This is a genomic window from Pseudarthrobacter sp. YAF2, from assembly GCF_052113345.1.
In the GTDB taxonomy this organism is placed as follows: Bacteria; Actinomycetota; Actinomycetes; order Actinomycetales; family Micrococcaceae; genus Arthrobacter.
This window is the reverse complement of record NZ_JBFRDA010000002.1, coordinates 155,474-181,208: the sequence shown is the minus strand read 5'-3', so window position 1 is coordinate 181,208 and position 25,735 is coordinate 155,474. Positions and strand designations below refer to the sequence as shown.

Genomic DNA, 25,735 nt, shown 5'->3' with positions numbered 1-25,735 from the left:
ACAGGTAAGTCCGCACCATGGACCAGGCGATGATCGAGTTCCAGAGCGTCACCAAGCAGTACCCGGGCGGCCAGCCTGCCGTGGACGGTTTGTCCATGTCCATCGCCAAGGGCACCGTCACCGTGTTCGTCGGTCCCTCAGGCTGCGGCAAAACGACGTCGCTGAGGATGATCAACCGGATGGTGGAACCCACCTCCGGAACCATCACGGTGGACGGCCGGGATGTCATCACGGTGCCGGCCGCTGAACTGCGCCGCTCCATGGGCTACGTCATGCAGTCGGCGGGACTGTTGCCGCACCGCTCGGTGCTGGACAACATCGCCACCGTGCCCCGGCTGAACGGTGTCTCCAAGGCTGACGCCCGCAGGCGCGCGGAGGAGCTCCTGGACGTGGTGGGCCTGGCATCGTCCCTGGGCAGGCGCTACCCGTCCCAGCTCTCCGGCGGCCAGCAACAGCGCGTCGGCGTTGCCCGCGCCCTCGCAGCGGACCCGCCCGTGCTCCTGATGGACGAGCCGTTCAGTGCCGTGGACCCGGTTGTCCGTGACGAACTCCAGCAGGAACTGCTGCGCCTGCAGAAGGACCTCGCCAAGACCATCGTCTTCGTCACCCACGATATTGACGAGGCCACCATCCTGGGGGACAAGGTGGCCGTCTTTGCCACCGGCGGCAAACTGGCCCAGTACGCCACGCCCGAGGAGATCCTGCGGGCGCCCGCCAACAATTTCGTCGCATCCTTCGTGGGGCGCGACCGCGGCTTCCGCCACCTAGGGTTCACCCCGTCCGACGGCGTGGTCCTGCACCCTGTGCCCACGATCATCCGCGGCGCCGGGGGGAACGTGTCCGATCCCAGCGCCGCCGGCGGCTGGCAGCTGGTGGTGGACGCGGACAAGCGGCCGCTGGGCTGGTCGGCACCCGGCACCGAAACTGAACTCGTTCCCGGCGGCTCGCTGTTCCGTCCCGGGGAGAGCCTGCGGCGGGCCCTCGACGCTGCCCTGTCATCGCCGTCGGGCCTTGGCGTTGCCGTGGACCCCGAAGGCCGGGTGCTCGGAGTTGTTCGCGGCGGCGAGGTCCTGGCGTTGATCGAAGAAGCGCGCCAGCTGCGGCAGGCGGCACTCTGATGGAGTGGTTCCTGGCCAACAGCGGCATGGTCTTCGAGCGCGGCGGCCAGCACCTGGTGCTGGCGCTCGTTCCCATGGTGTTGGGCCTGGTGATTTCGATCCCGCTCGCCCAGCTGGCCAGGCAAAACGGCGCCCTCCGCTCCGTGGTGCTGACGGCGTCGTCCCTTCTTTACACCATCCCCTCGCTGGCGCTGTTCATCATCCTGCCCACCATCCTGGGCACCCGGATCCTGGACCCCCTCAACGTGGTGGTGGCGCTCACCATTTATGCTGTGGCGCTGCTGGTCCGCGCGGCCCTGGACGCCTTCGATTCCGTGGACGCCGACGTCAGCCAGGCCGCCCAGGCCATGGGGTTCAAGCCGCTGGCACGTTTCCTGAAGGTTGACCTGCCGCTCTCCCTGCCGGTTATGTTCGCTGGTTTGCGGGTAGTGTCCGTCAGCAACATCTCCCTGGTCAGCGTTGCCGCCCTGCTGGGGGTTGGCAACCTGGGCATGCTCTTCACCGATGGGCTCCAACGTGACTTCGTCACCGAGGTAGTGGTGGGGATCATCGCCATCCTGGTCCTGGCACTGCTGATGGACGCCCTCCTCGTCCTGCTGGAACGCATCCTCACACCATGGGAGCGGACCGGCACCCGGCGCCAACGCGGGGACGGTGCCGGCCGCACCAGCACGCACGCCACTGCGGGACGGCTCCGCACCGAAACCGGGACGGGAGGGCGCGCGTGAGCAACGTCGTCTCCGATACTGTTGCCTGGCTCGCCGACCCAACGCACTGGTCCGGAAGCATGGGCATCCCCACCAGGCTTGGGGAGCACCTGCAGTACACCGGACTGGTCATGCTGATCGCCACCGCCATCGCCGTACCCGTTGGATTATTCGTCGGCCACACCGGAAGGGGCAGGGTGGCCGTGGTGGCCTTGGCCGGTGCGCTGCGCGCCCTACCCACCCTGGGGCTGCTGATCCTGTTCGTGCTGCTGGCCGGCATTGGGTTGATGCCCCCGATCTGGGCCCTGGTGATCCTCACCGTCCCACCGCTCCTGGCCGGGACCTACGCCGGTATTTCAAGCGTGGACCGCAACGTGGTGGACGCTGCCCGGGCCATGGGCATGACCGAACTGCAGGTCCTGTTCCGGGCCGAGCTGCCCAATGCCCTGACGGTCATGTTCGGCGGTTTCAGGACCGGCGTTCTGCAGGTGATCGCCACGGTCTCCGTGGTTGCCTACATCAACCTCGGGGGCCTGGGCCGCTACCTCTTCGACGGCCTGGTCCTGAGCGACTTCCCGCAGATGCTGGGCGGTTCCCTGCTCATCGCCGGGCTGGCGATCGCTGTCGACCTGGTCCTGTCCCTATTCCAGAGGCTGTTCCTGGCAACAGGAGCCTCGAAGCAGTCCCACCGCAGCCAGGAGGCTGCGGTTGATCTCACAGACCCCGTGGTTGCGGAGACTGTTGTACAAGGAGGTAAGTCATGAAAGATAGCCGTCCACCACGCCTCGGCAGGCGGGCCTTCAGCGGACTGGCCGCCGGGCTTGGCCTGGCAGTGGCGTTGTCCGCCTGCGGTGGCTCGTCCAATCCGCTGAGCAACGCACCGGCATCCAGCGGCGGCGCCTCCGGTGAGGCAACGTCCCTGGTGGTTGGCTCCGCCGATTTCCCGGAGAGCCAAATCATCGCCGAACTGTATGCCGGTGCCCTGAATGCGAACGGCATCACCGCCACCACCAAACCGAACATCGGCTCCCGCGAGGTCTACTTCAAGGCAGTCCAGGATGGTTCGGTGGACGTGGTGCCGGACTACAGCGGCAACCTGCTGCTGTATGTCAACAAGGAAGCCACCGAGGTTTCCGCCGGCGACATCGCCAAGGCACTGCCGGGCAAGCTGCCGGACGGCCTCGCCGTGCTGGATGCCTCCAAGGCCGAGGACAAGGACGCGATGGTGGTCACCAAAGCAACAGCGGAGAAGTACCAGCTGAAGTCCATCGAGGACCTCGCCAAGGTCTGCAGCGACGTCGTGGTGGGGGCACCGGCCACGTTCGGTGAGCGCGCCTACGGCCTGCCGGGCCTGAAGAAGAACTACAACTGCGTACCCAAGAAGCTGGAGCCCTTCAGCGACGGCGGCGGCCCCGTGACGCTCAAGGCGCTCCTCGAGGACAAGGTGCAGGTGGCCGACATCTACACCACCACTCCTTCGATCGCCGACAACGACCTGGTGGTTCTTGATGACCCCAAGAACAACTTCATCGCCCAGCAGGTCCTGCCGCTGTACAACAAGGCGAAGATGACGGACAAGGCCAAGCAGGCCCTCAACTCCGTGTCCAGCATCCTCACCACCGATGACCTGATCAACCTCAACCGGGCTGTCAGCGGCAGCCAGAAGCAGGATGCCAAGACGGCAGCAGCCGCCTGGCTAAAAGACAAGGGCATCGTAAAGTAGCAGCGCGCTTCCCCGCCCGGGCGGGGATCATCAGGTGATCACGACGGCGGCTGCCGGACTTTCACAGGTCCGGCAGCCGCCGCCGCGCGTGTGGCGGAGGTCTCAACGGTGATGCATCCTTCCTGTGGCATATTTGAGGGATGGCAGAATTCAGGCAGTCCACAAAGCTCAACAACGTCCTATATGACATCCGTGGACCGATCCTGCAAGCCGCCCAGCAAATGGAGGCGGAGGGCCACCGGATCCTCAAGCTGAACATCGGCAACCCCGCGCCGTTCGGATTCGAGGCGCCCGACGCCATCCTGGTGGACATGATCCGCCACTTGCCACACGCCCAGGGCTACAGTGACTCCCGCGGCATCTTCTCCGCACGCACCGCGGTGTCGCAGTATTACCAGACCCGCGGTATCCAGAACATCCATGTGGACGACATCTACCTGGGCAACGGTGTCAGCGAGCTCATCACCATGTCCCTGATGGCGTTGCTCGATTCCGGGGACGAGGTCCTCATTCCCACGCCGGACTACCCGCTCTGGACCGCGTCCGTGGCGCTCGCCGGCGGCAAGCCGGTCCACTACCTGTGCGACGAGGAATCCGGCTGGCAGCCGGACCTTGAGGACATGGAAGCGAAAATCACGCCCCGCACCAAGGGAATCGTGGTCATCAACCCGAACAACCCCACCGGGGCCGTCTACCCCGAAGCCACGCTGAAGCGCATCGTGGAGCTGGCCGAAAAGCACGGGCTGGTCATATTTGCCGATGAAATCTACGAGAAGATCCTGTACGAAGACGCCGTCCATGTGAACCTCGCCAAGCTCACCGGCGACCACGTCCTCTGCCTGACCTTCAGCGGCTTGTCCAAGGCATACCGGGTCTGCGGCTACCGCGCCGGCTGGATGGCGATTTCCGGGCCGAAAAAGGAGGCCGCCGACTACCTCGAAGGCATCAACCTCCTGGCGAACATGCGCCTTTGCGCCAACGTTCCGGCCCAGCACGCCATCCAGACGGCACTCGGCGGCTACCAAAGCATCAACGACCTCATCCTTCCGGGCGGCCGCCTGCTGGAGCAGCGCAACAAGGCCTACGACATGCTGAACGCCATTCCGGGCGTCAGCACCCAGCAGGCGAGGGGCGCCCTGTACCTCTTTCCGCGCCTTGACCCGGAGGTCTACCACATCAGGGATGACGAGAAGTTCGTCCTCGACCTCCTGAGGGAGCAGAAGATCCTGGTGTCGCACGGCCGCGCGTTCAACTGGGTGCGGCCGGACCACTTCCGCATGGTCACGCTGCCGAACGTCAAGGACATCGAGGAAGCCATCGGCCGGATGGGGGACTTCCTAAGCCGGTACCAGGGGAACTAGCCTGTGGTCACGGGCGCACCGCGTCCGTGACCCTCCCGTGGAAGGACCCCCATGGCCAGCATCGTCGGTTTCGACCAGCACCCCTCTGAGACCCTGCGCGTCGGGAAGGGATTTTCCCTGGCCGCTGTGGACCCCGACGCCACCCCGGGCTACAGCGGCAACAAAGCTGACGGCGAAGCGTTGCTGGCGGACCTGGACGGGAAGCTCACAGACATGCAGGAAAAGCTGTTCGCGGAGTCACGGTTCGGCGGGAAAAAGCGGATCCTCCTGGTCCTGCAGGCGATGGACACGGCAGGCAAAGGCGGAATCGTCAACCACGTCATGGCCACCATGGACCCCCAAGGCGTCCAGTTCAAGGCGTTCAAGGCGCCCACTGAGCAGGAGAAATCCTACGATTTCCTCTGGCGCATCGAGAAGGAGGTGCCGGCAGCCGGAATGGTGGGTATCTTCGACCGCTCCCATTACGAGGACGTCCTCATCCACCGGGTCCACAACTGGGCAACCCCGGACGAAATCACCCGACGCTACCGGGCCATCAACGAATTCGAGGCTCGCCAGACCGACGCCGGCACCAGGATCGTCAAGGTGATGCTGAAAATCAGCAAGGATGAGCAAAAGTCCCGGTTGTTGGCCCGCCTGGACAATCCTGCCAAGCACTGGAAGTACAGCAACGGTGATTTGAAGGAACGCGCCTTTTGGGACGACTACATGGCGGCCTACCAAGCCGCCTTCGACGAAACCAGCACGGCCGAGGCCCCCTGGTACGTGGTTCCGGCCAACAAGAAGTGGTTTGCCCGGATCGCCGTCCAGCAACTGGTGATGTCGGCGCTGTCCGATCTTCGCCTGGAGTGGCCCAAGGCCGAGTTCGATGTCGACATTGAACGGGAGCTGGTAGCCCGGTCCTGACTTTGGGTGCGGCCCGGAGCCGGAGGTCCCAAGGCCAGAGCCCGGCGACACGGCCCGGGTCAGGGGGTGTCGGCCTCAGAGCGGCTGGTCGCGGGCAGCGGCCAACCGTTTCCGTGCGCCTTCCAGCCACTCCTCGCAGCGTGCGGCCAGGGCCTCCCCGCGCTCCCACAACGCCAGGGATTCCTCCAGGCTTGCCCCTCCTGCCTCCAGCCTGCCCACCACGGCGATGAGTTGCTCCCGGGCCTCCTCGTAGCTCAGCCCCGCAACGTCTGACTCCGGTTTTTGTTCGGTCATGCCTTCTCTTCCGATCCCTGGTGGTGGTCTGGGTTTGCTGGTTGCAGCACCCCGGTGGAGGTTGCGCCAAAACGGCCCTCCGCCACCCGGATGGACAAGGCGGAGCCCGCCGGCGCCTCGGCGGGGCGGCGTACAACGGCGTGGCCGGACGCGGCGATCCGTGCGCTCTGGTCACCCGCCAGTTCGACGACGGCGTACCCGCGGTCGAGCGTCTTCTGGGGGGAGAGTGCGCGTACTTGGGCCTTCAGGTGCTCCAGCTGGTCCGCTGCCCGCACCACGGTGGAGTTCACTGCCGCTGAGGAGCGCCGCAGCAGCCGCTCAATTTCCTCGGCCCGGATGGAAACCATGCCTTCGGGAGCTGCCATCACTGGCCTTGAGTGGAGCGCCGCCAACCGGTCCGACTCGCGGTCCACCAACCGTTCCATGCAGCGTCGCAGCTGTTCGCGTGCTTGGCGGACGCCTGCCAGTTCTTCGGAGACTTCCGGGACGATCCGTTTGGCAGCGTCGGTGGGCGTGGAGGCACGAAGATCGGCAACGTAGTCCAGCAACGGACGGTCGGCCTCGTGCCCGATGGCACTGACCACCGGGGTGGCTGCCGCAGCCACGGCCCGGACCAGGTCTTCGCTGTTGAACGGCAGGAGGTCTTCCAAGGCTCCGCCGCCCCGGGCGATGACAATCACGTCCACCTCCGGAAGTTCATCCAGTTCCCGGAGTGCGCGGACCACCTGGGACACCGCGGTGTTGCCCTGGACGGCCACCTCACGGATCTCAAACTCCACGGCCGGCCACCGCAACGCTGCGTTGCGCAGGATGTCCTTCTTCGCGTCCGAGTCGCGGCCGGTGATCAGGCCGATGCGATGTGGCAGCAAGGGCAGGGGCTTCTTCCGGGAGTCGGCAAACAGGCCCTCCGCCGCCAGGGCCTGGCGCAGCCGCTCGATCCTGGCCAGAAGGTCGCCCAAGCCGACCGGACGGATATCCCGCACCAGCATGTTCAACCGGCCGGTCTTCATCCAGAACTCGGGCTTCAGCAGTGCCACCACGCGCGAGCCGCGCTCCAGCGGAAGGTTCTGCCGCTCCAGCACCTTCGTCCAGACGGACGCTGGCAGCGATACTTCCGCATCAACGTCGCGAAGTGTGATGTACGCGTTGGTGCCGCGGCGGTTCAGCTCGATGACCTGGCCTTCAACCCACGCCGAGGGAGTCCGGTCGATATGCGCCTTCAGCTTCTGCGACAACAGCTGCAGCGGCCAAGGATTGTCCGGGCTGGTTTCCGCAGCGGTGGCCGGCAAAGTAGTGGGCGCGGTACCCGGAAGCGATGCCTGGTCAGACATGCGGACGCCGTTGCGGGGCTGGTGCTGCGGGCATGGGGTCCTTCAACTGTTGTGGGGCGGTCAATCAACCTTATCCATAAGGTGTAGCACCGGGGGCTGACAGGGACAGGCCGCCACCCTGCCTAGGATGGAGTGAGGCCCCCAACCCCGAAGGACCTGCCGTGCGCACTTTCATTTCCGCCCTCGCCACCGTGCTGGGCATCCTCCTGGCATCCGTTGCCGTACCCGCCATGTGGGTGGACCGGAACATCATCCAGGAAGACGGATTTGTCCGGCTTGCGGCGCCGCTTGGCAAGAACGCGGATTTCCAGAAGAAACTCGCTGGCGCGGCCGTGGGAACGATCGATACCGGTTCGGTCCCCGGTGCCCTTTCGGGGCTGGTCGATTCGGTGCTGGAGAAAGCCGCGGAGTCCCTGACCCAGCTTCCCGGCTACCCCGCAGCGTGGGAGGAGACCCTTCGCAGGAGCCACCGCCTGAGCTTCGCCAGCCCCGCGGGGGAGTCCTCCGGCAACGCTCCGGCGTCGTCGCTGACCCTTGATGTGGCCCCGTTGGTTGCGCTCGGTTCGGAGGAAATCTCCCGTGCCACCCGCCTTCCCCTCAACCCGCCTGAACAGACGCTGATCAACGTCGGCCAGCCCGCACATCGCGAATGGGCGGAGCGGCTGGCCACCTACGCGCCCATGGGCTACATCGCCGCCATCGGCTCCGGCATTGCATTCCTGTTGGCATTTGTTGCAGCCCGCCGCCGCTGGACCGTGCTGTTTGCTGCCGGCATTGGTGGCCTGGCCCTCGCCGGACTGTGGTCGCTCGGTGTGCAACTGGGATCGGCCCGGGCCGTGACCACGGACACGGGCAACGCGGTGGCCAACATGTTCCGCGACCAATTCGTGGGCGCCGCAGCCGCAGACTTCCAATCGTGGATCGCCGCCACCGCGGTGACCGGCGGCGTCCTGGTGGCAGTGGGAATTGTGACGTTGTTCGCGTCCCGGAAACGGGTGCGGGCCAGCCGGTAGCATGGAGGGATGACCACCTCGGCTGTACCCCTTTCGATGCCAACCGTTCCGCGCCGGCGCCGCTCGCCCCAGGAAGTGGCGGCCGCGGCCCCCGTGAACGGAACCAAGAAGGTGCTGTTGGCCGCGCCCCGCGGCTACTGCGCCGGTGTTGACCGGGCAGTGATCGCCGTCGAGAAGGCGCTGGAACACTATGGGCCGCCGGTGTACGTCCGCAAGCAGATCGTCCACAATGTCCACGTGGTCAGCTCGCTGGAGGAAAAGGGCGCCATCTTCGTGGACGAGACTGACGAAGTTCCGGAGGGCGCGCTGGTGATCTTCTCCGCCCATGGGGTTTCCCCCGCCGTGGTTGAATCCGCCGAGACCCGGGGCCTGCGCACTATCGATGCCACCTGCCCCCTGGTCACCAAGGTGCACAAGGAAGCCGTCCGCTTCGCCAAGGACGACTTCGACATCCTCCTGATCGGCCACGACGGCCATGAGGAGGTGGAAGGCACCTCCGGTGAGGCGCCGGACCACATCCAGATCATCAATGGACCCCACGAAGTGGACAAGGTCACAGTCCGCGATCCCGAGAAGGTTATCTGGCTGTCGCAGACCACCCTCAGTGTCGACGAGACCATGGAAACCGTCCGGTTGCTCAAGGACCGGTTCCCCACCTTGCAGGACCCGCCCAGCGATGACATCTGCTATGCCACCACAAACCGGCAGGTGGCCATCAAGAAGATCGCGCCTAAAGCTGACCTGGTGATCGTGGTGGGCTCCGCCAACTCTTCCAATTCGGTCCGGCTGGTGGAGGTGGCGCTGGAATACGGCGCCAAGGCCTCGTACCGGGTGGACTTCGCAAACGAGGTTGACGAAGCCTGGTTTGAAGGCGTGGCCACCGTGGGCGTCACGTCCGGCGCCTCTGTTCCGGAGGTCCTGGTGCAGGACGTCCTGAGGCTCCTGGCCGACTATGGCTATGGTGCGGTGGAGGAAGTGGTCACTGCCGAGGAAGACCTGCTGTTCTCCCTGCCCAAGGAGCTCCGGGCAACCCTCAAGGAAGCCGGCGACGTCAGCCGCGCCCTGGGCGGCCGCCGGCCCCGCAGCTGACGATCAACCGCAGCAGGCGAAGGCGATACGCAAGAATTAATAAGGAAGGGCCGGGCAGTCGCAACTGCCTGGCCCTTCCAGCATCCAAGGACTATCCTCAGGCCGCTTCGTCATCGCCCTGGAGTTCGGGTGCCACCAAGGCGCGCGGCGTTGCTTCGACAAGGGAAGGCGTGGCCAGGCCAGCCTCGTCCAAGGTGTTGAGCTTCCGCGCCGTGGGCAGGATCCGGGCTTCCAAGGTGCCCACCATGGCGTTGTAGCGGTCCACCGACGACTTCAGGGAAGAACCGAGTTTCCCGACGTTCTCACCCAAGGTGCCCATCCGGTCGTACAGCTGTCGCGCGAGCTCGAACAACTCGCGGGCGCTGTCCGTCAGGACGTCCTGGCGCCACGTGAACGCCACGGATTTCAGCACCGCCAGCAGGGTACTCGGCGAGGCCAGGACCACGTTCCGCGACAACGCATGGTCCAGGAGACCGGCGTCTGCCGTCAGCGCCGCGGCAAGGATGGATTCTGCCGGAATGAAGCAGACCACCAGCTCCGGGGAATTCCCTGGGATCTCCCAGTATTTCTTGGTGCCCAACGCGTCCACATGCGCCCTCAAGGCCTTGGCGTGGGCCGCCAGCAGTGCCTGGCTGCGGGCGTCGTTACTGGCCCGGACCCCGGACGGCTGGACTGTGCGGGGATCCGCAGTACCCAGATCCTGCGCCTCAAGATAGGACGACAACGGCACTTTGGCGTCCACCACCAGTTGTTTGCCGCCCGGCAGTTGCACCACCAGATCGGGTCGGACGGAAGAATCGTGGCCCGCACTGTGGACCTGCTCCACGAAGTCCACGTGGCGGAGCATCCCCGCGGCCTCCACGACGCGCCGAAGCTGTACCTCGCCCCATTGGCCCCTGGCGCTGTTTGACCGCAAGGCAGATTCCAGGGCGTGCGTGGAGCGGATCAGCTGTTCGTCGGACAGCCGGGCTTCCTGCAACTGCTGTGCAAGCTGGCCGTACTGTTCCACCCGGTCCCGTTCCAGGAGTGCCACCTGCTGCTGGACCGCGGACAGCTTCTCGGCCACCGGCGCCAGTGCACGCAGCACGCTGCCGTCCTGAGTCCTTGCCTCGCCCAGCTCACGGTTCTGGGTGGCCAAAAGCCGCCGCTCGGCGTCGGCCGCTGCCAGCTGGGCCGTCACCTCCGAAAGACGGGACGAGACTCCGTCAAAGTCCGCCTCCAGTCCGCGTGAGTTCCTGCGCAGCAGGACATACGTGGCGGCTGCACCGGCGATTGCACCGAGCAGCAACATGAGAAGGGCCAGAATCAAGGCAAAAGCATCCATGGCTTCACTGTTGCACGGGCCTCTGACAATCACGGCCAGTGACATTCCCGGGTACTGGCCGCAGGGAACCGGCGGGTAGAATCAATGCTCGTGGCTCTTACTATTGGCATCGTCGGCCTGCCCAACGTCGGCAAATCAACTCTTTTCAACGCACTGACCCGCAACCAGGTGCTCGCGGCGAACTACCCGTTCGCCACGATCGAGCCCAACGTCGGCGTCGTCAACCTGCCGGATCCGCGGCTGGAGAAGCTGGCCGCCATCTTTGGATCCCAGCGCGTGCTTCCCGCCGCCGTGTCCTTCGTCGACATCGCCGGCATCGTCAAGGGCGCCTCGGAGGGCGAAGGACTGGGCAACCAGTTCCTGGCCAACATCCGCGAGGCCGAGGCGATCGCCCAGGTGGTCCGCGTGTTCGATGACCCCGACGTCATCCACGTCGACGGCAAGGTGGACCCCCGGTCCGACATGGAGACAATCAACACCGAGCTGATCCTCGCCGACCTGCAGACGATCGAGAAGGCCGTCCCGCGGATCGAAAAAGAAGTCAAGATCAAGAAGCGCGAAGCCGCCGAACTGGCCGCCGTCAAGGCTGCCCAGGCAGTGCTGGAACGCGGCGACACCATCTTCTCCTCGATCAAGAGCGACAAACTGGAGATGGAGCACCTGAAGGAACTCGGCCTGCTGACGGCCAAGCCCTTCATCTACGTCTTCAACGCGGACGAGGGAATCCTGGGCAGCCCGGAAAAGCAGGAAGAGCTGCGGGCCATGGTGGCTCCGGCCGACTGCATCTTCCTCGACGCGAAGCTGGAATCAGACCTCGTTGAACTGGACGAGGCGGAAGCCCGCGAGATGCTCGAGATGAACGGCCAGGACGAATCCGGCCTGGACCAACTGGCCCGTGTTGGCTTCCATACGCTGGGGCTGCAGACCTACCTCACCGCCGGGCCGAAAGAGACCCGCGCCTGGACCATCCGGCAGGGCGATACAGCACCACAGGCCGCCGGTGTGATCCACTCTGACTTCCAGCGCGGGTTCATCAAAGCCGAGGTGGTCTCCTTCAATGACCTCGTCGACGCAGGTTCCATGGCCGAGGCAAAGTCCCGCGGCAAGGTCCGGATCGAAGGCAAGGAATATGTCATGGCCGACGGCGACGTGGTGGAGTTCCGCTTCAACGTCTAGCTCCTGATCCAGCAGGCCAATGCGATAGCCGCCAAGAACACGTGTTCCTGGCGGCTATGCGCTTTCGGCCACCCCTTGCCAAGCCGGCCTCAGTTTGCTTCACAACGAGCTGTCAAGCCAGCAGCCGCAATTCCCTTAGAACAACGGCCAGGGCACCGCCGACATCTCACCGCTGGGAGCCGGAAACCGCCCTGCCACGCGCAACCGGGCGCAGCGCGCGGCGAGTGACGCGATTTCTTCTGAGCTGAGCAAGTCCGCCAGGTCAGTGCCCAGTCCGCCGTCCAGTCCTTCGCTGACACGGTCTATGCCGGCGCTTTCCTCGGCGGTCAGGGCGTCTCCCACCCATCCCCACAGCACCGTGCGCAGCTTGTGGTCACTGTGAAAAGTGAGCCCATGGTCTACTCCGTGGCGGTGTCCGTGGGCCATCGCCAGAATGTGGTCCCCTTTGCGGTCGGCGTTATTGACGATGATGTCGAATACCGCCATGCGCCTGAGTGCCGGCGAATCTTCGTGAACGAGGGCGACCATGCGCCCCGTCTCATCCTGACCCTCGAGGACCTGTTTCCAGCCCGTCTCCGGCACATGCTCCGTCGCGACTAAGTCCACGGGGCTTTGGGCGGGGTCTTGCTCTTGCCATAGCTGCACCATTCCTTCGCCGAACGGACCATCGCGCAGCCAGGTTCGTGGCACCACGTTCCAGCCGAGGGCCTCCGAGACCAAGTACGCGGCAACTTCGCGGTGGGCAAGGAAGCCGTCTGGAAAATCCCACAGCGGCTTCTCCCCGGCTATCGGCTTGTAGACCACCGTCGTGTCGCCGATGCTGCCCAGGAAGGTGGCGTTTGAGGCCGTCGTGATGCGGCCGGTGAGCGTCAGCTCCGCAGTCGCCAGGTCCGGCGCCGGCATCAGACCTCGGGAAAGGTGCAGGTATGCCCGTCGGCGTCGATGGGGTAGCCGCACAGCGGGCACGCCGGACGGCCGGCGCCCACGATCTCACGGGTGCGCTTGGCAAAGGCACGGGCCGTACCGACCGGCATTCGCACCAGCAGCATCTCGGACTCCTCAGCCCTGTCCTCGTCGAGCGATTCGTCGTCATCAGCATCAGCATCGGCATCGGTGATGGGGTGCGCCTCGATCACGACCTGAGCGGTGGTTGGGTCCCACCCTAAGCTCATGGCGCCGGTGCGGAACTGCTCCTGGACGGCCTCGAGCTGGTCGTTGTCCACCAGTTCGATGGGAGTGCCCGTGGGAACGCTGAAGGGGTTGCCTTCGACGGTGATGAGCTGGTCGAGAATTTCGTCGATCTTCTCCGCGAGCAGGGCCGACTGCTGCTTCTCCATGGCAATACTGACCACCTGCGTCCCTGCGCGCACCTGCAGGTAGAACGTACGCGCCCCCGGAACGCCAACGGTGCCAACAACCACCCGATCAGGCCAGTCAAACTCGTGAACACGTGTAGGCATGTCAGTATTCTAGGCACATGAGGTTCATGGCGCCGTTTGCCCTGCACCGCCGCCCACCGGCGCATCGCCGGAGTGGATGCCGTTCGACAGCCATGACAGGTCACCCGCATCGGTGTTGGTCGCGTAGACGCTCGGCCGATCAGCACCGTAGCGCACGATCGAGACGGATGCCGGGCCGACGTTAATACGCTGGAACAGGTCCAGGTGCATGCCGTACGCGTCAGCGAGGATTGACTTGATGATGTCACCGTGACTCACCGCAGCCCACACGGCCCCTGGCCCGTACTCGGCTTCGAATGCTGCATCGTGGCGTCGAATAGCGGCCACTGACCGGGCCTGCATCGCGGCCATGGATTCGCCGCCCGGAAAGACGACGGCGGACGGTTGGGATTGCACAACCGGCCATAGTTCCTCGGTGGCGAGATCACTGAGCAGGCGGCCCTGCCACTGGCCGTAATCGCACTCGGTAAGATCGGGATCGACCGGCGCGAACGGCGCGCCTGCCTGGCGATCCAGGATGAGCCGGGCGGTCTGCTGACAACGCTCAAGCGGGCTCGACACCACCCCAACCAAAGGCACCGGCGCGAGCCGGTCCCCAGTCAGGGCCGCTTGGTCCCGCCCGATTTGGTCCAGGCTGACGCCAGCGGCCCGTCCGGCCAGCAGTCCAGTGGCATTGGCTGTGGTGCGGCCGTGCCGCACGAGAATAACGGTCGCCATCCACCCAGCCTAACCACCCTGTCGATGGCTCGTGGGCAGAGATGTCCGTGGTGGGGTTCCGGTTCGATGCCTGGTCGGGCATTCGCGTGCAGGAAGCCGACTTAGAGTTGTTGGATGCTTGAGATCCGCCCCAACTGCGAATGTTGCGACCGCGACATTGCGCCTTCCGATGCTGCCTATATCTGCACCTTTGAATGTACTTGGTGCCCGGACTGCGTCGAGCGCTTCCCCAACAGGTCTTGTCCTAACTGCGGCGGTGATTTGCAGCGACGGCCGGTGCGCCCCGTGGCGGCGCTGGTCAACAATCCGCCGAGCACGATCAGGGTGGTATCTCCCGGCTGCCTCAAGCAGGACACCCTGGCCTGAAGCCGGGGTCAACTGCTCCGGAAGCCCCCGTTTGATATGGAGGGGGACAGGACTCGATGACTGGGCAGCGGCACCGCGTATCCTGATTTTACAGGGCGTGTTCGTGGCGACCCGTTCCCCTCCGAAGAGGGAAAACACAAAGGAGACGGCATGCCGGTCAGGCGCCTGATGCAACTGCTCACTGCTGCGGTGGCGGCTGTCCTGGTTCTGGCCGGATGCTCCGGCGGGGGCGCCCCGTCGGTGGTGGTGGGGGAGGCCAAGCGAGGCGGCAGCGTGACCGTCGCGGAAGTCAACGCCTTCTCGTCCTTCAACCCGTTCAGCGCAAACGGCAACACCGACATCAACACGAAGATTGGCGCCATCACGCATTCCGGCTTCTTCTTCCTCGATGACAGCTCCAAGGTGGTCCGGAACGACAAGTTCGGGCACTACGAAAAAGTCTCGGACCAGCCCCTCAAGGTGAAATACACCGTGAACGAGGGAGTGAAGTGGTCCGACGGGGCTCAGGTGGGCTCAGCCGACCTCCTGCTGAGCTGGGCCGCCGGGTCCGGCTACTTCGACGACGTCGACCCCGGCACCGGCAAAGGCACCAAGTACTTCGCAACCGCCTCCAATGCCACCGGCCTGGCGGGCACCGTCTTTCCGGAAATCGGCTCCGACGGAAGATCCATCACCATCGAGTACGCGGCGCCGTACGCCGACTGGGAAGTGGCGTTCGACGTCGGGCTCCCGGCCCACGTTGTTGCAGCCAAGAGCGGGCTCACCGACGAGGAGGACCTGGTTAAGCTCCTCAAGGACACTCCGCGTGGCAACCCGGAAAAACCGGTGATCATCCCTGAGCTCAAAAAGGTCAGCGACTTCTGGAACACCGGTTTCGACGCGAAGAAGATTCCGGACGACCCCGCGCTGTACCTCTCCAACGGTCCGTACATCGTCCAGGACATCGTGCCGGAAGTCTCCATGAAACTGGTCCGGAACCGGGATTACACGTGGGGCCAGGAACCCTGGCTGGATGAGATCAACGTCAGGTTCACCGGGGCCGTGCCCGCCGCCGTCGATGCCCTGCGCAACGGGCAGGCGGACATCATCTCGCCACAGCCGTCGGCGGCCACTGACGCACTGCTCACGGGCCTGTCCGGCCAGGGCATCACCGTGCAGCGCTACAAGCAGGCCGGCTACGACCACCTGGACCTGAACTTCACCGGGCCGTTCAAGGACAAGGACGTCCGCGAGGCCTTCCTCAAAACGGTTCCCCGGCAGGAAATCGTGGATGCCGTGCTGGGCGGGCAATCACTGGACGACAAGCCGCTGGACTCCCAAGTCTTCCTGCCCGATCAGCCCAAGTACGCCGACACGGTGAAGAAGAACGGTTCCTCGGATTACGCCGAGGTGGACATCGATGCCGCCAGGAGTCTCCTGAAGGGGGCCACGCCCACCGTGCGGATCCTGTACAACCGGGACAACCCCAACCGTGCCAGGGCGTTCGCCCTGATCCGGGACTCAGCGGAGCGTGCGGGCTTCCGGGTGGAAGACGGCGGCCAGGCAAGCGCCGACTGGGCGGCTTCGCTCAGCCGGGGCGGCTATGACGCGGCGTTGTCCGGGTGGATCGGCACGGAAGCGGGAGTAAGCCGGGTGCCGCAGATCTTCCGCACCGGGGGCGGCAGCAACTTCACGGGCTATTCCGACGCCGATGCGGACAAAGTGATGGCGCAACTGGCCGTGACCACGGACCTCGGCAAACAGGATGAGCTGCTTGCCGAGATTGACAGGCACATCTGGGAGGACGCTTACGGCCTGCCGCTTTACCAAACCCTGGGCACCACCGCGTTCAACTCCCGTGTGGCCGGCGTGAAAACCAGCCCGGGCCCGGTGGGCGTCTGGTGGAACGTCTGGGACTGGCGTCTGGCCTAGGTTTGAAAGGCAGTTTGCCGGGTTCAGGCGCGCCGGGACGTGAACGCTCACGCGGCCGATTCGCCGTCCAGCGTACCGGCGAGTAGCATGTGACGTGCGTAACTGCCCACCACGTCGCGGGGTATTGGACTGCTCCGGTCACGGTTTGGCAACGGAGTACCAGTATTCGGACTTCGTGCGGTTAGGCTAACCCGTATATGTAGGTTTCGTCACAGCGGTCAGCTGTGTCCAACCTGCGGGGAAGCACAAGATTTCCCCAATATTTCTCTCCCACAACTCATAGGAGGCGGAATGCGTTTCACGCGCACTTCCAAAGCACTGGGCATCGTGGCAATCGCCGCGCTTGCCCTGACCGGGTGCGGCGGCGGCGGCAGCACTGGCGGGTCCAGCACCGCTGCCGGCGATCCGAACAAGGTCATCACCGCTTACAGCAATGAGCCACAAAACCCGTTGCTGCCGGCGAACACCAATGAGGTCTACGGCGGCCGCGTCGTAAACCTGCTTTTCGAAGGCCTTCGCAGCTACGACGCCAACGGCAAGGCAGTTAACGCACTGGCCGATTCCATCGAGTCGTCCGACGCCCAGAACTGGACCATCAAGGTCAAGCAGGGCGCCAAGTTCACCAACGGGGAAGCCATCACGGCGAAGACCTTCGTTGACTCCTGGAACTTCGCCGCGAACTCCAAGAACCTGCAGAACAACGGCTTCTTCTTCGAGTCCATCGCCGGCTACGAGGACGTCTCGGCCGTTAACTCGGTCAAGGGTGCTGACGGCAAGACCACCACCACCCCGGCCCCCAAGGCCGACACCATGTCCGGACTGCAGGCAATAGATGATTCCACCATCACGGTCAAGCTGGCCCAGCCCGAGGCCGACTGGTCCCTGCGCCTTGGCTACTCCGCCTTCTACCCGCTTCCTTCCGCCGCTCTGGCAGACCCCAAGACCTTCGGTGAAAACCCGGTAGGCAACGGTCCCTACAAGTTCGAAAAGCAGGGTTCCTGGGTCCATGACCAGTCCATCACCCTGGTGAAGAATGCCGACTACAAGGGCACCCGCGAGGCCAAGAACGGCGGCGTGACCTTCAAGTTCTACACCGACCCGGGCCCCGCATACACCGACCTTCAGTCGGACAACCTGGACATCACTGACGTCCTGCCGTCCAACGCCCTGAAGACCTACGTCAACGACTTCCCGGACCGGAACGCCACCAAGCCCGTAGCCACCGATTCCACCCTGAACATCCCGGGCTACAACCCCAACTTCCAGGGAGAAGCCGGCAAGCTGCGCCGCCAGGCTCTGTCCTACGCCATCAACCGCGAGGAAATCGCCAAGGTGGTCTTCAACGGCACCCGCACCCCGGCCAAGGCCTTCGCGCCGCCGGTCATCGACGGCTTCAAGGAAGGCATCAAGGGCAGCGAAGTCCTGAACTTCGATCCCGCGAAGGCCAAGGATCTGTGGGCCCAGGCCGACAAGATCCAGCCGTACGACGCCTCCAAGCCGCTCCAGATCGCCTCCAACACCGACGGTGGCAACAAGGAATGGATCGACGCCGTCGCCAACGGCTTCAAGAACAACCTCGGCATCCAGGCTGAAATCCAGCCGTTCGCCAAGTTCGCCGAAGTCCTGAACCTGCGCAAGTCCCAGCAGCTGCCGGGCCTGACCCGTGCGGGCTGGCAGGGTGACTACCCGTCGCTCTACAACTTCCTGGGACCGGTCTGGGCCACGGGCGCTTCCTCCAACTACGAGAAGTACTCGAACCCCGAGTTCGACAAGCTCCTCAAGGAGGGCCTTGCCGCCAAGAGCACCGACGAGGCCAACGCCAAGTTCAACCAGGCACAGGAGATCCTGTTCCAGGACCTGCCCGGCCTGCCGCTTTGGGACCAGGCACGGCCGATCGTGTGGAGCAACAACATCGTGAAGGCCGAGACCGGCTGGAACGGTGAAATCCTCTACTACGGCATCACCGCCAAGTAGGCCCAGATCTAACTTGCCGAAGGCTGATGGGGGTTCCGGTTACGTCCGGGCCCCCATTGGCTTGCAAGCGGCAGGAAGGCATTCATGAACGCGTTTTTCCCTTTACCGGAAGGCAGGTGATCCTGTGATCCGGTTTATCCTGCGCCGACTCCTGCAGGTGATCCCTGTCTTCATCGGCACGACCCTCTTGGTGTACTACATGGTCTTCGCACTGCCCGGCGATCCCATCGCCGCGCTGTTCGGCGACCGGCAGCCCCCGCAGGCAGTCATTGACACCCTGCGCAGCCAGTACCACCTGGACCAGCCCTTCTGGGTCCAGTACGGCTTGTTCCTTAAGAACCTCTTCACCTTCAACCTGGGCAACGACTTCACCGGCCAGCCCATCGCAGCAAGCCTCGCCCGGGTCTTCCCGGTGACGGCCATGCTGGCAGTCGAGGCGCTGGCCATCCAGGCAGTCTTTGGCGTCGCATTCGGCGTCTTCGCGGGCCTTCGCCGCGGCGGCTGGTTCGACTCCACCGTCCTGGTGGCCTCGCTGGTGGTCATCGCAGTTCCCACCTTCGTGCTGGGCTTCGTCTTCCAGCTCGTCTTTGGCGTGCAGCTGGGCTGGGCAAAACCCACTGTGGGCGCCAATGCCGACTGGGGCACCCTCCTGCTGCCGGCTGTGGTCCTGGGCCTCGTCTCCTTTGCCTATGTTCTCCGCCTGACCCGTGCGTCCGTGAGCGAGAACATGAACGCCGATTACGTGCGGACCGCCACCGCCAAGGGGCTCTCGCGGCCCCGGGTGGTTCTGGCGCACATCCTCCGCAACTCGCTGATCCCGGTGGTTACCTACCTGGGCGCGAACCTTGGCGGCCTGATGGGTGGTGCCATCGTTACCGAGGGCATCTTCAACGTTCCCGGCGTAGGCAACAAGCTCTACCAGGCAGTCCTCCGCAGTGAAGGCCCCACCATCGTCTCCATCGTCAGCGTGCTGGTGCTGGTGTTCGTAGTGGCCAACCTGCTTGTCGATCTCCTGTACGCCTGGCTTGACCCGAGGATCCGCTATGACCAGTAATAACAGCCACTTCGTGGCCCCCATTGAAGAGACGCCACTGCAGGCAACGGACGCCGTCAAGACTGACCAGGCCCCGCTCAGCCTGTGGGCAGACGCGTGGCGCAAGCTCCGCCGTCGTCCGCTGTTCATCATCTCGGCACTGTTGATCCTTGCCCTGGTCGTGATTGCGCTGTTCCCCGGCCTGTTCACGTCCACGCCCCCCAACGATGGCTGCGAACTTGCCAACTCCGAAGGCGGCCCCACCGCCGGGCACCCGTTCGGTTTCACCTTCCAGGGCTGCGACGTCTACTCCAGGGTCATCCATGGCACGCAGGCCTCGCTTTCCGTGGGCCTGCTCTCGGTCCTCTGCGTCCTGGTCATCGGCGTGACCCTCGGCGCCCTCGCCGGCTACTACGGGGGCTGGATCGATGCCGTGCTCGCACGCCTGGGCGACATCTTCTTCGCCCTGCCGCTGGTCCTGGGTGCGCTGGTCATTACCCAGCTTCCGTTGTTCCGGGAAAACAAGAGCGTGTGGACCGTGGTATTCGTCATCTCGCTCCTCGCGTGGCCGCAGATGGCCCGTATTACCCGCGGCGCAGTGATTGAGGTACGCAACGCGGACTTCGTCACCGCCGCACGCGCGTTGGGTGTTTCAAAGTTCGGGGCATTGATCCGCCACGTCCTGCCGAACGCCCTGGCACCCATCATCGTCCTGGCCACCCTGGAACTGGGCGTGTTCATCGTGGCAGAAGCCACCCTGTCCTTCCTGGGTATCGGCCTTCCGCAGAGCATCATGTCCTGGGGCAACGACATCGCCGGTGCGCAGGCGTCGATCAGGACCCGGCCGGAAATCATGCTCTACCCGGCTGCGGCGCTGTCCATCACCGTGTTGAGCTTCATCATGCTGGGTGACGCCGTGCGCGACGCCCTCGACCCGAAGAGCCGTCAGCGATGAGAGATAAAGAGATGACAACTCCAGACGTCCGCATTGATGAGGCCGGCACCACCGGGGTCAGGCCGCTGCTCGAAATCCGGGACCTCGCCATCACCTTCAAGACCGGTGGCGGTGAAGTCAAGGCCGTCCGGGACGCCCATCTGACCATCATGCCCGGCGAAACAGTAGCCATCGTGGGGGAGTCCGGTTCCGGCAAGTCCACCACCGCGTTGGCGGCCATCGGCCTCCTGCCCAACAACGGCAAGGTATCCGGCGGCCAGATCCTGCTCGACGGCGAGGACATCGCCCACGCCAGTGAGCAGCGCATGATCGAACTGCGCGGCAACACCATCGGCATGGTCCCGCAGGACCCCATGTCCAACCTGAACCCGGTCTGGAAGATCGGCTACCAGGTCCGGGAAACGCTGCGTGCGAACGGCCGGCCCAGCGGGCCGGACGACATCGCCAAGGTGCTCGCCCAGGCAGGACTGCCGGACGCCAAGCGCCGGGCCAACCAGTACCCGCACGAATTCTCGGGTGGCATGCGCCAGCGTGCCCTGATCGCCATTGGCCTGTCCTGCCAGCCGCGCCTGCTGATTGCGGATGAGCCGACGTCGGCCCTTGACGTCACGGTCCAGCGGCAGATCCTGGACCACCTGGAAACCATGACCGACGAACTGGGCACCTCGGTCCTGTTGATCACCCACGACCTCGGCCTTGCGGCCGAGCGTGCGGACAAGGTGGTGGTCATGTACCAGGGCCGCGTCGTTGAAGCGGGTCCGTCGCTGGAACTGCTCCGCAACCCGCAGCACCCGTACACCAAGCGGCTCGTGGAGTCCGCGCCGTCCCTGGCCAGCCGCCGCATCCAGGTGGCCAAGGAACAGGGTGTGGAGACGACGGACCTGCTGGCGCCGGCCGCGGAAACAGCGAAGTCTGATACCTTCCTGCAGATCCAGGACCTGCGGAAGGTGTACAAGCTCCGCCAGGGGCTGGGCAAGGCGGCGGATTTCGCGGCCGTTGACGGCGTGAGCTTCGACGTCCGGCGCGGAACCACGACGGCGATCGTGGGGGAGTCGGGGTCCGGCAAGTCCACGGTGGCCAAGATGGTGCTCCAGCTTGAGAAGCCGACAGATGGCAGGATCCTGTTCGACGGCGTCGACACTTCCGTGCTGAAGCCGGCTGAACTGTTCAAGTTCCGCAGGCGCGTCCAGCCGATCTTCCAGGACCCGTACGGCTCCCTCGATCCGATGTACAACATCTACCGGACGATCGAAGAACCGCTCCGCGTCCACAAGATCGGGGACCAGGCCAGCCGGGAAAAGAAAGTCCGGACTCTGCTGGACCAGGTGGCGCTGCCGCAGTCCGCCATGCAGCGGTACCCGAACGAACTCTCCGGTGGCCAGCGGCAGCGTGTTGCCATTGCGCGTGCCCTGGCGCTGGATCCCGAGGTCATCATCTGTGACGAGGCCGTGTCCGCGCTCGACGTCCTGGTGCAGGCGCAGGTGCTGAACCTGCTCGCCGACCTGCAGGCCAACCTTGGGCTGACCTACCTGTTCATCACCCACGACCTTGCCGTGGTGCGACAGATTGCCGACCATGTGTGCGTGATGGAAAAGGGACGGCTGGTTGAAACCGGTTCTACGGACGCTGTCTTCGAGGCGCCGCAGCAGGACTACACGAAGGCGCTGCTCAACGCCATCCCCGGTGCGAAGCTGATGCTGCCGCCTGAAGTGGCATAGGCCGTAGCCCTCCAAGCAAGTGGAGCCGGGACCTTGGGTCCCGSCTCCACTTGCTTAAACCTTCAGTCCTGCAGCGCGCTGACGCCGCCAGGGGCGGCCGCCAGGGAACCCTGGTCCGCGGCCGACGTCCGGTCCAGCCCCAGCTCGCGGAGCCTGCGTTCAAGGATCACGCCCAGTGCCACGCGGCCTTGGGCGTTCATGTGGACGGAGTCAGCCAGGTCCTTGGCCAGCCCGAACCGGGTAAGCCAGTCGCCGGTGGAAACAAAAGGCATGCCATGGGCAGCAGCCACGGAGCCCAGCAAAGCGTCCACCTCGCTCCGCCGTCCGCCGCCGTCGTTTGCTCCCCGTGCCAGGGTTCCGATCATTGCCATCCGTGTGCCGGGGTAGCGGGTTTTGAGATCGGCGATCAGCCGCCCGGCGTTGCGGACAATTTGGGTGTTGCTTGCGCCGGTGGCGGCGTCATTGCCGCCCCCTTCGACGACGATCAGGGCCGGAGTGCCTGAGGGAAGCAGCCAGTCCCCGCGCTCCAGGGCGTCAGCGTAGTTCCCGGTGGCACCGTTTGCCGCGACGTACCCAGTGCCTCCCCGGCCGCAAAAATATACGTCGTACCCGGCGGCGGCCAGGCCCAGTCGCGGCCAGCCGTCCAGAGGCTCCGATTGGGAATCCCCAATCAGCAGGACCGTCCGGCTGATGTCCGGTACCACCGCCTCAAGCCTCCCGTTCCCGGCATTCAACAGCCGGGACGTGGCCGCCACGTTGGCCTTCACGGCAGCGGCAGCCGGCGCTTGTCCACCGGACGCCGCCGCCCGCGACATTGAATTGACGCCATTGCCGGCGGGCGACCCGCACCCGGCGAGCCCCAGGACCGCGGACGCTGCAAGGAGGCCGGACGCCACGATGGTGGCGGCCCGGGCGGCGCCGCTGGGCGTGATGGCCGTGGCACGGGGCATCGTTGTCTCCGACTTGCTCTGAAGGTGGGCGCTGCGTCACAGCAATCATGCCACGCCGCGGGAAGTGTCAGTGAATTTCGTCACACTCTGGTCCCGCCTGCCCTCGCGGGGCGCAACCTGAAGGCCCCGGGTCCCGGCGGATTTTAGGCCAATAAATGGCTCACCGGCTAGAATAGATGCAGGCGCCCCGTGCCAAGGGCCTTGTCCGTCGTGCGTTCCAGTTGGAAATGTCGCGATACAACAGCTGACTCCACTGAATCGAGCCATTACGCATGTCTGAAACCACCACCAACACCGCGGTAGCCACTGCATCGCGCAGTGACCTGCGCAACGTCGCGATTGTGGCCCACGTTGACCACGGCAAGACCACCCTGGTCGACGCCATGCTCAAGCAGACCAACTCCTTTGCCGAGCACAACCACCTCGAAGACCGCGTCATGGACTCCGGTGACCTGGAGCGTGAAAAGGGCATCACCATCCTGGCCAAGAACACCACGGTGGCCTATAACGGTCCGTCCTCCAACGGCGAGACCATCACCATCAACGTCATTGACACCCCCGGCCACGCCGACTTTGGCGGCGAGGTGGAACGCGGCCTGTCCATGGTGGACGGCGTCGTCCTTCTCGTTGACGCCTCGGAGGGCCCGCTGCCCCAGACCCGTTTCGTGCTGCGCAAGGCTCTTGCCGCGCACCTTCCCGTGATCCTGCTGGTCAACAAGACCGACCGTCCCGATGCCCGCATCGACGAAGTGGTCCACGAGTCCATGGACCTGCTCCTGGGCCTGGCCTCCGACCTTGCCGACGAGGTTCCGGACCTGGACCTGGACAAGGTCCTGGAAGTTCCCGTTGTCTACGCCGCCGCCAAGGTTGGCCGCGCATCCCTGGAGCAGCCCGCCAACGGCGCCGCCCCGGACAACGAGGACCTCGAGCCGCTGTTCAAGACCATCATCGAGCACATCCCCGCTCCCACCTACAACCCCGAAGGTGTCCTGCAGGCGCACGTCACCAACCTGGACGCGTCCCCGTTCCTGGGCCGCCTGGCGCTGCTGCGCATCTACAACGGCACCCTGCGCAAGGGCCAGACGGTGGCCTGGGCCCGCGCCAACGGTGAACTCAAGAACGTCAAGATCACCGAGCTCCTTGCCACCAAGGCGCTGGACCGCGTTCCGGCGGAATCCGCCGGACCGGGCGAGATCGTCGCCGTCGCCGGCATCGAGGAAATCACCATCGGTGAGACCCTGACCGATGCCGAGAACCCGCAGCCGCTGCCGCTGATCACCGTGGACGATCCCGCGATCTCCATGACCATCGGTATCAACACCTCGCCGCTGGCCGGCAAGGTCAAGGGCGCCAAGGTCACCGCCCGCCAGGTGAAGGACCGCCTGGACAAGGAACTGATCGGTAACGTCTCCATCAAGGTGCTCCCCACCGAGCGTCCCGACGCCTGGGAAGTCCAGGGCCGCGGCGAGCTCGCGCTGGCCATCCTGGTCGAGCAGATGCGCCGCGAAGGCTTCGAGCTGACCGTCGGCAAGCCGCAGGTTGTCACTAAGACCATCGACGGCAAGATCCACGAGCCGATGGAGCACATGACAATCGACGTCCCCGAAGAATACCTCGGCGCCGTCACCCAGCTCATGGCAGCCCGCAAGGGCCGCATGACCAACATGGCCAACCACGGCACCGGCTGGTGCCGCATGGAGTTCATCGTTCCGGCCCGCGGCCTGATCGGTTTCCGTACCAAGTTCCTCACGGACACCCGTGGAGCCGGCATCGCCGCCTCCATCTCCGAGGGTTACGAGCCGTGGGCCGGCCCGATCGAGTACCGCACCAACGGTTCCATGGTTGCCGACCGCGCCGGTGTTGTGACGCCGTTCGCCATGATCAACCTGCAGGAGCGCGGCTCCTTCTTCGTCAAGCCCACCTCAGAGGTGTACGAGGGCATGATCGTCGGCGAGAACTCCCGCGCCGATGACATGGACGTCAACATCACGAAGGAAAAGAAGCTCACCAACATGCGTGCCGCTTCTTCGGACACCTTCGAGAACCTGACGCCCCCGCGCGACCTGACCCTCGAAGAGTCCCTCGAATTCGCCCGCGAAGACGAGTGCGTCGAGGTCACCCCGGAATCCATCCGCATCCGCAAGGTCATCCTGGACACCAACGAGCGCGCCAAGGCCAACCGCGCCCGCGCCAAGGCATAACAACGCCCTGAACGCACAGAATGCCACCGGCTTCGGCCGGTGGCATTCGTCGTTAACAACGGCCTCAGCGCCTCAAGAGGGGGCCTTAGCGCCCCGGCCGCCGCGGGGGAGCGGGCGGGACTTCCTTGGCAGCCACGACACCCCCGAGCGGAATTACGACGTCGGCCTGCCTGGTCCGGACGGTGCAGGAACCGGCGTCGCACGCCAGCAGGTGGCCCAGGGCGTCGGTCAGGCCCCCTTCTATCCGGTAGCGAACCACGACACGCGTACCGGGCGCAGCCGACGACAGGAACCGGACGGGCGCGGGGACGGGCAGACTCACCAGTTCATACTAGGGCGCCGGCTAGGTTCGCGGGAACGGGCTGGGAGATAATAGGCTCAGATGTCAAGAGTCCGGCCGTGCTGCCG

General features: G+C 65.0%; 24 protein-coding genes. 16 read left to right on the top strand and 8 right to left on the bottom strand.

The features are described 5' to 3' along the window. Window positions 1–17 precede the first annotated feature (17 nt). The 6 genes from AB4Y79_RS02775 (at window position 18) to AB4Y79_RS02750 (ending at window position 5,815) form a co-directional block, all read left to right on the top strand. Entirely contained in the window at window positions 18–1,118 is a 1,101-nt protein-coding gene (locus AB4Y79_RS02775) for an ABC transporter ATP-binding protein (RefSeq protein ID WP_441858566.1), read from the top strand. Next, window positions 1,118–1,846: an ABC transporter permease gene (locus AB4Y79_RS02770; protein WP_441858564.1), complete on the top strand. Its 729-nt coding sequence runs from the start codon at window positions 1,118–1,120 to the stop codon at window positions 1,844–1,846. The genes AB4Y79_RS02775 and AB4Y79_RS02770 overlap by 1 nt, the downstream gene beginning before the upstream one ends. Further along, complete coding sequence (locus AB4Y79_RS02765; RefSeq protein ID WP_441858562.1) at window positions 1,843–2,589, top strand: ABC transporter permease; 747 nt, start codon at window positions 1,843–1,845, stop codon at window positions 2,587–2,589. Before AB4Y79_RS02770 ends, AB4Y79_RS02765 begins: the two co-directional genes overlap by 4 nt. Next, entirely contained in the window at window positions 2,586–3,548 is a 963-nt protein-coding gene (locus AB4Y79_RS02760; protein ID WP_441858561.1) for an ABC transporter substrate-binding protein, read from the top strand. Before AB4Y79_RS02765 ends, AB4Y79_RS02760 begins: the two co-directional genes overlap by 4 nt. A 140-nt stretch (window positions 3,549–3,688) precedes the next feature. Next, window positions 3,689–4,909 carry a pyridoxal phosphate-dependent aminotransferase gene (locus AB4Y79_RS02755; protein WP_441858559.1) on the top strand — a complete coding sequence of 407 codons (1,221 nt, stop codon included), beginning with the start codon at window positions 3,689–3,691 and terminating at the stop codon, window positions 4,907–4,909. A 51-nt stretch (window positions 4,910–4,960) separates the two neighbouring features. Continuing rightward, entirely contained in the window at window positions 4,961–5,815 is an 855-nt protein-coding gene (locus tag AB4Y79_RS02750) for a polyphosphate kinase 2 family protein (protein ID WP_441858557.1), read from the top strand. Window positions 5,816–5,890: 75 nt separating this feature from the next. Here the strand turns inward: AB4Y79_RS02750 and AB4Y79_RS02745 are convergent, their stop codons facing one another. Together AB4Y79_RS02745 and xseA are read right to left on the bottom strand one after the other, a co-directional pair. After that, complete coding sequence (locus tag AB4Y79_RS02745; RefSeq protein ID WP_109863708.1) at window positions 5,891–6,109, bottom strand: exodeoxyribonuclease VII small subunit; 219 nt, start codon at window positions 6,107–6,109, stop codon at window positions 5,891–5,893. Then, complete coding sequence (gene xseA / locus AB4Y79_RS02740; RefSeq protein WP_441858555.1) at window positions 6,106–7,440, bottom strand: exodeoxyribonuclease VII large subunit; 1,335 nt, start codon at window positions 7,438–7,440, stop codon at window positions 6,106–6,108. The genes AB4Y79_RS02745 and xseA overlap by 4 nt, the downstream gene beginning before the upstream one ends. Window positions 7,441–7,601: 161 nt before the next feature. Between xseA and AB4Y79_RS02735 the strand changes: the two genes are divergently transcribed. After that, window positions 7,602–8,453, top strand: coding sequence for a hypothetical protein (locus AB4Y79_RS02735; RefSeq protein ID WP_441858553.1), 852 nt, complete (start codon window positions 7,602–7,604; stop codon window positions 8,451–8,453). Between the two features lie 9 nt (window positions 8,454–8,462). After that, window positions 8,463–9,542, top strand: coding sequence for a 4-hydroxy-3-methylbut-2-enyl diphosphate reductase (locus tag AB4Y79_RS02730; RefSeq protein WP_441858551.1), 1,080 nt, complete (start codon window positions 8,463–8,465; stop codon window positions 9,540–9,542). Between the two features lie 97 nt (window positions 9,543–9,639). Here the strand turns inward: AB4Y79_RS02730 and AB4Y79_RS02725 are convergent, their stop codons facing one another. Then, entirely contained in the window at window positions 9,640–10,866 is a 1,227-nt protein-coding gene (locus AB4Y79_RS02725; protein ID WP_441858550.1) for a DNA recombination protein RmuC, read from the bottom strand. A 90-nt stretch (window positions 10,867–10,956) separates the two neighbouring features. Between AB4Y79_RS02725 and ychF the strand changes: the two genes are divergently transcribed. Next, window positions 10,957–12,042: a redox-regulated ATPase YchF gene (gene ychF, locus AB4Y79_RS02720; protein WP_441858548.1), complete on the top strand. Its 1,086-nt coding sequence runs from the start codon at window positions 10,957–10,959 to the stop codon at window positions 12,040–12,042. A 135-nt stretch (window positions 12,043–12,177) separates the two neighbouring features. Here the strand turns inward: ychF and AB4Y79_RS02715 are convergent, their stop codons facing one another. From AB4Y79_RS02715 to AB4Y79_RS02705, 3 genes are read right to left on the bottom strand one after another with little or no spacing between them, the layout of a single operon-like run. After that, the gene (locus tag AB4Y79_RS02715; RefSeq protein ID WP_441858546.1) at window positions 12,178–12,945 is read right to left on the bottom strand and encodes an SCO1664 family protein; all 768 of its coding nucleotides are present in this window, start codon (window positions 12,943–12,945) and stop codon (window positions 12,178–12,180) included. Beyond that, a complete protein-coding gene (locus AB4Y79_RS02710; RefSeq protein ID WP_441858544.1) occupies window positions 12,945–13,502 on the bottom strand; it encodes a DUF3090 family protein in 558 nt (185 codons plus the stop codon). Before AB4Y79_RS02710 ends, AB4Y79_RS02715 begins: the two co-directional genes overlap by 1 nt. Before the next feature lie 24 nt (window positions 13,503–13,526). Next, complete coding sequence (locus AB4Y79_RS02705) at window positions 13,527–14,219, bottom strand: histidine phosphatase family protein (RefSeq protein WP_441858542.1); 693 nt, start codon at window positions 14,217–14,219, stop codon at window positions 13,527–13,529. 114 nt (window positions 14,220–14,333) lie between these two features. On the opposite strand from AB4Y79_RS02705, the gene AB4Y79_RS02700 reads away from it, so the two are divergent. The 6 genes from AB4Y79_RS02700 to AB4Y79_RS02675 all read left to right on the top strand — a co-directional run bounded on the left by AB4Y79_RS02700 (window position 14,334) and on the right by AB4Y79_RS02675 (window position 22,176). Continuing rightward, window positions 14,334–14,585, top strand: a complete 252-nt coding sequence (locus tag AB4Y79_RS02700; RefSeq protein WP_441858540.1) for a DUF1272 domain-containing protein — start codon at window positions 14,334–14,336, stop codon at window positions 14,583–14,585. Window positions 14,586–14,735: 150 nt separating this feature from the next. Continuing rightward, window positions 14,736–16,496, top strand: a complete 1,761-nt coding sequence (locus AB4Y79_RS02695; RefSeq protein WP_441858538.1) for an ABC transporter family substrate-binding protein — start codon at window positions 14,736–14,738, stop codon at window positions 16,494–16,496. A 291-nt stretch (window positions 16,497–16,787) separates the two neighbouring features. Further along, entirely contained in the window at window positions 16,788–18,470 is a 1,683-nt protein-coding gene (locus AB4Y79_RS02690; protein ID WP_441858536.1) for a peptide ABC transporter substrate-binding protein, read from the top strand. A 124-nt stretch (window positions 18,471–18,594) separates the two neighbouring features. Next, the gene (locus tag AB4Y79_RS02685) at window positions 18,595–19,524 is read left to right on the top strand and encodes an ABC transporter permease (protein ID WP_441858534.1); all 930 of its coding nucleotides are present in this window, start codon (window positions 18,595–18,597) and stop codon (window positions 19,522–19,524) included. Then, window positions 19,514–20,458 (top strand): ABC transporter permease, encoded by a 945-nt coding sequence (locus tag AB4Y79_RS02680; RefSeq protein WP_441858532.1) that lies wholly within the window; start codon window positions 19,514–19,516, stop codon window positions 20,456–20,458. Before AB4Y79_RS02685 ends, AB4Y79_RS02680 begins: the two co-directional genes overlap by 11 nt. Window positions 20,459–20,469: 11 nt before the next feature. Further along, entirely contained in the window at window positions 20,470–22,176 is a 1,707-nt protein-coding gene (locus tag AB4Y79_RS02675; RefSeq protein ID WP_441858530.1) for a dipeptide ABC transporter ATP-binding protein, read from the top strand. A gap of 62 nt (window positions 22,177–22,238) precedes the next feature. Here the strand turns inward: AB4Y79_RS02675 and AB4Y79_RS02670 are convergent, their stop codons facing one another. Beyond that, window positions 22,239–23,126, bottom strand: a complete 888-nt coding sequence (locus AB4Y79_RS02670) for an SGNH/GDSL hydrolase family protein (protein WP_441858528.1) — start codon at window positions 23,124–23,126, stop codon at window positions 22,239–22,241. A gap of 272 nt (window positions 23,127–23,398) precedes the next feature. On the opposite strand from AB4Y79_RS02670, the gene typA reads away from it, so the two are divergent. Continuing rightward, the gene (gene typA, locus AB4Y79_RS02665; RefSeq protein WP_091415324.1) at window positions 23,399–25,327 is read left to right on the top strand and encodes a translational GTPase TypA; all 1,929 of its coding nucleotides are present in this window, start codon (window positions 23,399–23,401) and stop codon (window positions 25,325–25,327) included. A gap of 85 nt (window positions 25,328–25,412) precedes the next feature. Here typA and AB4Y79_RS02660 read toward each other — a convergent pair whose 3' ends face one another. Beyond that, window positions 25,413–25,649 carry a putative acetyltransferase gene (locus tag AB4Y79_RS02660; protein ID WP_441858526.1) on the bottom strand — a complete coding sequence of 79 codons (237 nt, stop codon included), beginning with the start codon at window positions 25,647–25,649 and terminating at the stop codon, window positions 25,413–25,415. Window positions 25,650–25,735: the final 86 nt, after the last annotated feature.